At 51.2% G+C, this 3,565-nt stretch carries 2 protein-coding genes; one reads left to right on the forward strand and one right to left on the reverse strand.

Translation table 11 applies throughout. The features are described 5' to 3' along the window. On the reverse strand, positions 1–434 hold a 434-nt coding region (locus AACS18_RS03290), incomplete at its 3' end, for a hypothetical protein (protein WP_108613690.1). 154 nt (positions 435–588) lie between these two features. Between AACS18_RS03290 and AACS18_RS03295 the strand changes: the two genes are divergently transcribed. Beyond that, positions 589–3,565: DUF3427 domain-containing protein (locus AACS18_RS03295; protein WP_108613689.1), on the forward strand; the 2,977-nt coding region annotated here is incomplete at its 3' end.

A 3,565-nucleotide genomic window follows, 5' to 3' on the forward strand; every position in this document is an offset into this window, starting at 1 on the left:
GCCTGCAGGGTCTCATCTTCGCTATCCATCGCCGCCAGAATCGCCTGATTGCAAGCCCGCTCTGCCAGCTTGGCCGGACTCTGTTTGGCATCTCCTATTTCGGCGATAAGGGGCCGATAACTGACGGCTGCCGAGCAATACATGGTGCGAAATTTGGGCAGTTGCCAACTGCTGTCATCCTGCCGGGTCAAGTCATCGCACAGCTTGTGAAACAGGGCGGACGCCTTGACCGTGCACTGGCTAAAACGCCGAACATCCTGCTGGTAGGGACGACAAACGCTCGGCTGCTGGATCTGCCACAGCTGAAAAGAGAACGGGACCGACTCCCCCTCATACTGCACCACCAGCGTCTTGGCCTCAGTGCCATAGATATCCGCAACCTGCTGCTGTACCAGATTGAGATAAGCCGAAAAAAGATAGGAAACCGGATCCATCACCACCTCCCTGTGGTTGTCACTGCCGGGCTTTATTACCGAAAACCGGGGCGATTTTCAAACGAGTAACAGGCGACAACAGCTTACTGATTTGGTTGGAAAAAATGATACTCTTCTCGCCACCCACATGTACAACGTTCAAGGCTAAAGTGCGATGCAACAATGCGGTATTTATGAACAGCTCATTACTCAACTGCTGACATCTCGACTCGACCGCGAGCGCTTTTACGTGGGGGAACGCCAACTTGAGCCTGCCGAAGCGGCAGTTTGGTTATCCAGATTTCTGAGCCGGGTTTTGGAATATGCGGTGGGCTCGGTAACTGGAGAGGATCAGCTGCAACGGCAGATTGAGCTGGCTAACCAGTTATTGCTTTGGCTAAAGGATCGCACCCAAGACCCAGACTTTATTGGCGAGAACCTCATCGATAGTCAGGGAAAAATTCTGACAGCACTCTACCAGTTGGATAACCCCATCTCCGCCAATTTAAAGCAATATGCCGAGGATATTTTCCCTCTGACAGGTCTCACTCAGAGCGAACTGTTTTGTGGCAGCAATGCGGGTTTGTCGATGGAGTCGGAGATTAAACGGGAAATTTTATCGGCAGATAGCATCTGCTGGCTGGTCTCATTTATCAAATGGGCAGGAATCCGGATTTTCCGTCATGAGCTGGAAGAGTTCACTCGCAGCGGCCGCCAATTAAAAGTAATTACTACCTCTTATATGGGGGCGACCGATGCCAAGGCAGTTGAATTTTTAGCCAACCTCCCAAATACCGAAGTTAAACTCAGCTATAACACCCAGCGCGAGCGGTTGCATGCCAAGAGCTATCTCTTTTGCCGAAATACCGGCTTTCATACCGGCTATATAGGTTCCTCCAATCTCTCTCACTCTGCCCTCACCAGCGGCTTGGAGTGGAACCTAAAAATCACCTCGCAAGAGATCCCTCATATTATCGAGAAATCCCTGAGTACCTTTGAAACCTATTGGGAATCCGATGATTTTGAGCTGTTTGATGGCAAGCTCGAAAGCCGTACAAAATTGCAGCATGCACTGCAAGAGGCCCGTGGGGATGGGGACAAAAATAGCCCTGCCTATTTTTTTGATATCACGCCGTTTCCCCATCAACTGGAGATCCTTGAACAATTGGCGATGGAGCGCGCTTTACACCAGCGCTTCCGTAACTTGGTGGTTGCGGCCACCGGTACAGGGAAAACCCTGATCTCCGCTTTTGATTTTGCGCGTTTTCTGAAAACCAAACCCGACGCCAAGTTCCTGTTTGTCGCCCACAAAGAGGAGATCTTGCGCCAAGCATTAGCCTCGTACCGCGGTGTGCTCAAGCAATCCAATTTTGGCGAACTCTTAGTCGGCGGCGCCGTGCCAACCCACTACCGTCAACTATTTGCCTCGGTGCAATCCTTGAATAACCAGCTGGCTAATTTACGTCTTAGCCCAGATTATTTCGATTACATCGTCATTGATGAGGTTCACCATATTGCGGCGGCCAGTTATCGCGGTCTGCTCGCCGCCTTTGAACCTCACATTCTGTTGGGATTAACCGCAACGCCAGAGCGCCATGATGGCGGTGATATTCTTGCCGACTTTTGTGGTGTCATCGCAGCAGAGATCCGCTTGCCCGAGGCCATCAATCGTCGCCATCTCTGTCCGTTCCAATATTTTGGTATCGATGATGATACTGACTTGCGCCAAGTGGCTTGGAAAAATGGCCGTTATGACATCACTGAACTCACCAATATCTATACCCACAATCAGCAGCGGGTACAGAAAATAGTCAAGAGCCTCAATGAGATCGTCACCGATATTACCAAGATCAAAGCGCTGGCATTTTGTGTGAGCCGTGAACATGCCGACTTTATGTGCAAGGCATTTTTATTGAAGGGCATCAAGGCTGACATCCTCACCAGCGATAATCGAGACGAGCGGCATAGTAAACAACAAGATTTGCGCACTGGGGTTATCAATATTCTCTGCGTGGTGGACATCTTCAACGAAGGGGTTGATATCCCGGAAGTCGATACCTTGCTGTTTTTACGACCAACGGAAAGCCTCACTATCTTCTTGCAGCAATTAGGGCGCGGCCTGCGGCTGGCGAGCGATAAAGAGTGCTGCACCGTGTTGGACTTTGTTGGCAATGCCCATGCGGAGTATGACTTTGCCCAAAAATTCCGCGCACTGGTGGGTAAAACTAATAAGGCGATCAGCCACGAGATCAAACAGGGCTTCCCTCACGCCCCCTTGGGCTGCCGCATCGAACTCTCAAAACAGACCCAAGAGTTAATTCTGAGCAATATCAAAAAGGCGACCCTCAATACCTCACGCCTAATGGGCCTGATCCGCCGTTTCTCACTGGATTGTGATTTACCGCTGACGCTGGCGAACTTTTTGAAGTTCTACCCTCACATCAGCCTTGAGGAGATCTACAAGCGCGGTAACTGGAGCGCCTTGGTCAAACAGGCTAGCAACCATACCATTTCTGAAATGAGCGATGAGAAGCTGTCGACCCTCTACACCCGGGCCATCAAAACCCGGCTATTGGGCTGCGATGCGCTCCATTACTTGAAATTCTTACAAACCTTGGTGGAAAACGCCTTTACCTTAACGGCCGAACACGATGAACGTATGGCCTTGATGTGCCATTACGACTTCTGGCAACAGAGCGGCCCCACTGCTGGCTTTAGCTCCTTGGCGCACAGCCTGAAACAACTCAATCAACCAGAGTTAAGGGCCGAGCTGGCAGATCTGTTACCCATGCTGATCAACCGGGTGCAGCACGAACAAAGCGCCATGCCAAGCCTTCCCGGTAATCCGCTGCAACTGCATGCTCGCTATGCCAGAGAGCAGGTGCTGGTTGGCTTTGGCGCGACCACCTTCGCGCAGCAACCCACGGCTCGCGAAGGGGTCTATGTCATTGCAGAGCAACATATCGAGTTGCTGTTCGTGACCTTGAACAAAACGGAACAGCACTTCTCCCCCACTACCCGTTATCACGACTACGCCATCAACGAGTCGCTGTTTCATTGGCAGAGCCAAAACAGCGCTCGCCCAGAACGGGGTAAAGGGCTGAGTTACATAAACTACAGAGCAGAAGGTAAGCGCTTGTTTCTGTTCGTCC

It is taken from the genome of Aeromonas sp. HMWF015, assembly GCF_963878965.1.
GTDB classification, from domain to species: domain Bacteria; phylum Pseudomonadota; class Gammaproteobacteria; order Enterobacterales; family Aeromonadaceae; genus Aeromonas; species Aeromonas veronii.